Source organism: Cryobacterium inferilacus, from assembly GCF_019599185.1.
Taxonomy (GTDB): domain Bacteria; phylum Actinomycetota; class Actinomycetes; order Actinomycetales; family Microbacteriaceae; genus Cryobacterium; species Cryobacterium inferilacus.
Genome location: NZ_JAIEUL010000040.1, coordinates 1 through 5,856 on the forward strand (window position 1 = coordinate 1; position 5,856 = coordinate 5,856).

Consider the following 5,856-nt stretch of genomic DNA (forward strand, 5'->3'; position numbering starts at 1 on the left):
AACGAGAACGAGCGCGACCAGCGAGGCGCCGAGCGGCAGATGTCCCGCCCACCGACGGCATCGGGGCCAGACTGCCGTCAAGACGACGAGGACCGCAGCAAGCGGAACGATCACCTCTGTCGCGTGCACGATGAACGGATGCAGGGGAAGCCCAAAGAATGTGTCGAACATGATTCAAGGCTGGGCAAGAATTCTTCCAGAATTCTTTGAAGTGGCCATGAGCCGCGGACGGGGCTTACCCGTCACGCCTCGTCGATACCTCACGGCCGAGGAGTCAGACGACTCCGGATGCTCCTAGGAGCACCCCCACCCCGTAGGTCGCCGCGAGTGCCAGCGCTCCTCCGATGACGACTCGCAGCGTGGCCCGCAGCCGTGAGCTGCCGCCGATCGTCGCCGACAGCGTGCCGGTGACCGCGAGAGCCAGGAGAACGGCGACGAAGGTCACGGGGATGCGCCAGTCCGCCGGGGGAAGCAGGATGGCGAGCATTGGCAGGATTGCCCCGATGGTGAAAGCCGCCGCCGACGCCGCCGCCGCATGCCAGGGGCTCACCACGTCGTCTTGGTCGATGTTGAGTTCGATCGAGAGGTGCGCCGCTAGGGCGTCGTGCTCGGTGAGCTCAATGGCCACCTGGGTAGCGGTGCTCTCGCTCAGGCCCTTGGCTCGGTACAGGGCTGTGAGCTCGTCGAGCTCCTCGGCGGGCATGTCGCGCAGCTCAGCGCGCTCTTTCGCGATGAGGGCCTTCTCGCTGTCGCTCTGGCTGCTGACTGACACATACTCCCCGAGCGCCATCGAGATCGCGCCGCCGACCAGGCCCGCCACGCCCGCGGTGAGGATGGGACCGGTCGAGCTCGTGGCTCCGGCGACGCCCACGACGATCGCCGCCACCGAGACGATGCCGTCGTTGGCTCCCAGTACGCCGGCGCGCAGCCAGTTGAGGCGCTGCGCGATGCCTCCCCGGTGGGGTTCGTTGGCGTGAAGTGGGGGTTCGGTGTATCCATCGGTCGACATGCGCTCACTCAAGCACCGATGTTCCGGCACTTCAACGTTGGTGAGGCTAAGCGACCCGGGGAATTTTGGCTAAGAATTCTGGAAGAATTCGGGACGATTGTAGGGAGGGTAGAAGACACTCACCCGAATCGAGAACACGATGACTCTCAGAACGGCACCCACCGGGCCTGTGGGAACCCGCCGCATGGTCGACCCGGTCGACCGCACCCGGCGCATCCGGGCCCGGCGACGGATGCGCGCGGCCGATGCGATGGTCGCCCTTGTTTGGTCATCGGTCGCCGCCGCCGTGGCCCTGTGGCTCGGCTACGGAGGCCTGAACACCGTCAGCAACCTCGGTACCGCCCTAACCGCCGCGGGCATCGTGACTGGACTGGTCGGTACTGACCTCATCCTGGTGATGCTCGTACTTGCCGCTCGCATCCCGGCGATCGACCGGGTGGTTGGGCAGGACACGGCGATGGCGTTTCACCGGCGGCTCGGGAAGCCCGCGCTGTATCTGATCCTCGCCCACGGTGCGCTGCTCACCGTCGGCTATGCGATGGCCGACGGGTCGAACGTCGTCACCGAGACCATCAGCCTGTTCCAGGGCCCAGATATGGCGCTCGCCTACCTCGGGCTGGGGCTGCTCATCGCCGTCGTGGTCACCTCGGTCGTCGCGGTGCGGCGGCGTTTCTCATACGAGGCTTGGCACCTCATCCACCTGCTGAGCTACGCGGCCGTGCTCGTGGCGCTGCCGCATCAGTTGAGCGCAGGCGGCGTGCTAGCCGACGGCAGCGTGCAGCGGGTCTACTGGATCGGGCTGTACGTGCTGGCGTTCGGCGCCATTGCCGTGTTCCGTTTCGCGGTGCCCGCGCTGCGCAGCGCCCGCCATGGTATCCGGGTCGCTGGCGTCGAGCAGGTCGCCCCCGGGGTCGTCTCTATCCACCTCACCGGGCGGGACCTCGACCGCCTGCAGACCGCGGGCGGGCAGTACGCGATCTGGCGGTTCTGGACCGGCTCCACCTGGTGGCATGCCCACCCGATCTCCTTCTCGGCGGTTCCTACGGCGTCGTCGGCGCGCCTCACGGTGCGCGACCTCGGCAGCGGCAGTGCGGCGATCTCCCGTGTGCGCCCCGGCACCCGGGTGTCGATCGAGGGCCCCTACGGCGTGTTCACCGAGGCGCACCGGGTGGCCCCGAAGCTGGCCGTGGTCGCGGCGGGCATCGGCATCACGCCGATCCGCTCGATGCTCGAGCACTCGACGCTACGCCCCGGCGAGGCCACCGTGCTGCTGCGCGGCAGCGACCCCTCGCAGAGCTACCTGTGGAACGAGGTCGGCACCCTCCGCAGCATGCGCGGCAATGCGATCTTCTCGATGTTGGGCCCACGACCCCACGGCCTTGCCACCTGGATGTCGGTCGAGGCACTCGCCCACGGTGTCACGATCGGCACGGTTTTTCCCGATCTGCTGAACTCCGATCTCTACGTGTGCGGGCCGCAGTCGTGGGCCGATCTGGTGATCCGCGATGCCCGGGCGGCCGGTCTGCCCGAGGACCAGATCCATGTCGAGAGGTTCGACTGGTGAGGGCGCGCGCACTGGCCCTCAGCATCTTGTCGTCGGCGGCCGTGCTGACCGTGGGGTGGCAGCTCGGCACCCAGGGCCAGACCTCGACGGCTCCCGATGCGGCGGCCCCCACGACGGCCGACTCCGTAACGTCGGATCCCACCGCGACCGCGACTTCGCGCGGCGGGTCGACGCCCTCCGCGGCAGCCACCCCGGCGCCCGCCCCAACCGCCACCAACGGCAGCGTGAGTGCCGCAGCCGCGGCATCGGACGGCGCCTCGGGCACGTTCACCGGCACCTCCGTGCAGACCCGTTTCGGCGCGGTGCAGGTGCAAGTCACCGTCGCGAACGGCAGCATCACCGATGTCACCGCGCTACAGCTCACCGACAAAGATCAGCGCTCGGTGTCGATCAGCAACCGGGCTGCGCCGGTGCTGCGCCAAGAGGTGCTGGCGGCGCAGTCGGCGAATGTGCAGGGCGTATCGGGCGCCACCTACACCAGCGACGCCTACCTCAGCTCGCTCCAGTCGGCCCTCGACCAGGCCGGACTCTAACCGTGGGCGTGCACGTGTTCGACACTATGGGCACGACGGTGAGCCTGCGCTTCGCCGGCGCAACCGCCCCAGCATCCGTTCTCGATGGGGTCGAAGGGGCTTTCCGCGCCTTCGACGAGCGGTTCAGTCTCTATCGGACCGACTCCGAGATCAGCCGGGTGGCCCGCGGGGAGCTGCCGCTGACCCGGACCGGTGCCGAGCTGCGCGAGGCGTACGCCGAGGCCCTCGACTGGTCGCGCAGCACCGACGGCGCATTCACACCCCACCGCCCCGACGGCGTGATCGACCTCTCTGGCACCGTCAAGGCGAAGGCTATGGAAGCGGCGGCACGGGTTCTCGACTCGTCCGGCGAAGCCGACTGGATGCTCGTGGCCGGCGGCGACATCCTCACCCGGGGCACTCTCGACGGCCTGCCCTGGCGCGCCGGCGTCGTCGACCCCGATGACCGGGGCACGCTACTCTGCGCCGTCGAGCTCGTCGGCAGGCGCATCGCCCTGGCCACCTCGGGCACCGCCGAGCGGGGAGAGCACATCTGGCGCACCGGCGACCCCCGCGCGCCGCAGCGCTACCGCCAAGTGACCGTACTCGCCGACGACATCGTCACCGCGGATGTGCTTGCCACCGCCCTCGTCGCGGGCGGGCCCGAGCGCTGCCCGGAGCTGCTCAACCGCTTCGACATCGAGGCGATCACCGTCGACAACGCGGGGAACCTCACCGCGACACCGGGGCTGCAGAGCGCCTGGGGCCTCACGCCAGCATGATCGTCGCGCCCTGTTCTCCCTATACTTCGAATATGCCGGGGCGCGCACGTATTCTGCTCGTCGAAGACGACGCGCGCCTGGCACAGATGCTCGAGCAGCTGCTCGCAGCCGAGGGCTACGACACCGTGCTCGCCCGAGACGGCCAGCGCGCCCTGCACGAAGGCCTGACGCACGAGTTCGACGCCCTCGTGCTCGACCGGGGGCTGCCGGTGATGGAGGGGCTGGACGTGCTGACCCGTCTCCGGAGCCGCGGCATCCTGACCCCAGCCCTCGTGCTCTCGGCGCTCGGCAACCCGTCCGACCGCGTAGAGGGCCTCGATCGGGGCGCGGAGGACTACCTCGCCAAACCCTTCGACATCGACGAGCTACTCGCCCGCATCCGCGCCCTACTCCGCCGACACAGCAGCACAGTGCCGGTGCTGGCACTAGTGAGCGGGTCGCTCGATACGGCGAGTCGTACCGTGACGACGCGAGAGGGCGAGAACGTGACCCTCTCCGAGCGCGAGTCGCAGCTGCTCGAACGGCTCGCCCGCCGGCCGAACCAGGTGTTCGAACGGAACGGCCTGCTCGCGAGCGTTTTCCCCGATGCCGACGACCCCGGCGTGGTCGACACCTACGTGCACTACCTGCGAAAGAAGCTCGGCCGAGACAGCGTCAAGACGGTTCGCGGTATCGGGTACCGGCTCGGACCGCTGCCGTGAGAGCGCTGCGCACGGGCGACGACCTGAGAGGCGCGTCGCTGAGGCTCACCGCACAATTCACCGCCTTGGTGTTCATCATCCTGGCGATCGTCGGCGCCGTCGTGTACCTCATCGTCAGCACGAGCGTGACCGAATCGAACCAGCGGGCACTTATCGCGGCCACCCGGCTCGACTCGCCCCAGGATGCGCCGAGCGGCATCTACCTCTCCCTGGTCGACGGGCGCACCGGGGACCAACTCATCTCCCCCGACGACCTACCCGAGGGATTGCTCGACACCGCGGCCCTCCAGTCAGTAGCGGCCGGCGGCGAAGACGTGCAGGAGCAGCGCACCGTCGACGGGCGCGACTACCTCGTCCTCACCACCTCCGCCACCGGAGACCGCAGCCACGACCGATTCGTGCAGGTCGCGCTCGACCTGCACGAGAGCTCCGAAGAACTGGGCAGGCTCGCGACCGCGCTGATCGCCGGCGGGCTCGTCGCGGCCGTGCTCGCCTTCGCCACCGCCTACCTGATGGCCCGCCGCGCCATCCGCCCCCTGGCCGAGGCGCTCGCCCTGCAGCGCCGCTTCGTCGCCGACGCCAGCCACGAACTCCGCACACCACTGACCCTGCTGAGCACCCGGGCGCAAATTCTGAAACGCCGAGGAAGCAATGACCTCCCCGCAGACGTCACCGCCTCCGTCGACGAGATCGTCACCGATACCCGGACGCTCACCGAGATCCTCGAAGACCTCCTGATCGCCGCCGACCCGCGAACCGTGGTCGACCCGACCCCGGTTGACCTCGTGACTGTCGCCGACAACGCGGTCGGTCTTCTCCGCGACGACGCAGGACGTCGCGGCATCTCCCTCACCCGCGCGGGCGACTCGGAACCCATCATCATCCCCGGGTCGCGCGCCGCTCTGCTGCGCCTGGTGATCGCCCTGTCGACCAACGCGCTCGACCACGCCCACACCGCGGTGACGGTCACTGTCTCGGCGTCAAACGGGAACGCAATCGTACGCGTGACGGACGACGGGCCGGGATTCTCAGCAGAGGTCGCGTCGACAGCCTTTGACCGCTTCGTCAGCAGCCGGAACGTCGACAGCACCACACGCCACTACGGACTCGGATTGGCAATAGTCGCGGAAATCGTCCAGCGCCACCGAGGCACGGTCACTATCGAACAACCGAGCACCGGCGCATCCGTCAGGTGTACCTTCTCGCTCGGACCGCCAAAGCTGCACTCCGCTATCGGATGACGACACTATGTCCCTTCAGACCTCCCGGATCGAAACCTGAATCTGAC

Annotated in this window: 6 protein-coding genes; 5 read left to right on the forward strand and 1 reads right to left on the reverse strand. The window is 68.6% G+C overall.

What is annotated here, in order from left to right:
- Window positions 1-274: 274 nt before the first annotated feature.
- Entirely contained in the window at window positions 275-1,009 is a 735-nt protein-coding gene (locus K2F54_RS18665; protein ID WP_220607362.1) for a VIT1/CCC1 transporter family protein, read from the reverse strand.
- Window positions 1,010-1,148: 139 nt separating this feature from the next.
- Between K2F54_RS18665 and K2F54_RS18670 the strand changes: the two genes are divergently transcribed.
- From K2F54_RS18670 to K2F54_RS18690, 5 genes are read left to right on the forward strand one after another with little or no spacing between them, the layout of a single operon-like run.
- Window positions 1,149-2,573 carry a ferredoxin reductase family protein gene (locus K2F54_RS18670; protein WP_255577317.1) on the forward strand — a complete coding sequence of 475 codons (1,425 nt, stop codon included), beginning with the start codon at window positions 1,149-1,151 and terminating at the stop codon, window positions 2,571-2,573.
- Window positions 2,570-3,106: an FMN-binding protein gene (locus K2F54_RS18675; RefSeq protein WP_220607363.1), complete on the forward strand. Its 537-nt coding sequence runs from the start codon at window positions 2,570-2,572 to the stop codon at window positions 3,104-3,106. Before K2F54_RS18670 ends, K2F54_RS18675 begins: the two co-directional genes overlap by 4 nt.
- A 2-nt stretch (window positions 3,107-3,108) precedes the next feature.
- Entirely contained in the window at window positions 3,109-3,867 is a 759-nt protein-coding gene (locus K2F54_RS18680; RefSeq protein ID WP_220607364.1) for an FAD:protein FMN transferase, read from the forward strand.
- A 32-nt stretch (window positions 3,868-3,899) separates the two neighbouring features.
- Window positions 3,900-4,568 (forward strand): response regulator transcription factor, encoded by a 669-nt coding sequence (locus K2F54_RS18685; RefSeq protein WP_220607365.1) that lies wholly within the window; start codon window positions 3,900-3,902, stop codon window positions 4,566-4,568.
- Entirely contained in the window at window positions 4,565-5,809 is a 1,245-nt protein-coding gene (locus tag K2F54_RS18690) for a sensor histidine kinase (protein WP_220607366.1), read from the forward strand. The genes K2F54_RS18685 and K2F54_RS18690 overlap by 4 nt, the downstream gene beginning before the upstream one ends.
- Window positions 5,810-5,856 lie beyond the last annotated feature (47 nt).

Excerpts from the sequence above, each read along its gene's own strand:
- K2F54_RS18665 (WP_220607362.1), bottom strand. The coding sequence starts at position 1,009 with ATGTCGACCGATGGATACACCGAACCCCCACTTCACGCCAACGAACCC.
- K2F54_RS18670 (WP_255577317.1), top strand. The coding sequence starts at position 1,149 with ATGACTCTCAGAACGGCACCCACCGGGCCTGTGGGAACCCGCCGCATG.
- K2F54_RS18685 (WP_220607365.1), top strand. The coding sequence starts at position 3,900 with ATGCCGGGGCGCGCACGTATTCTGCTCGTCGAAGACGACGCGCGCCTG.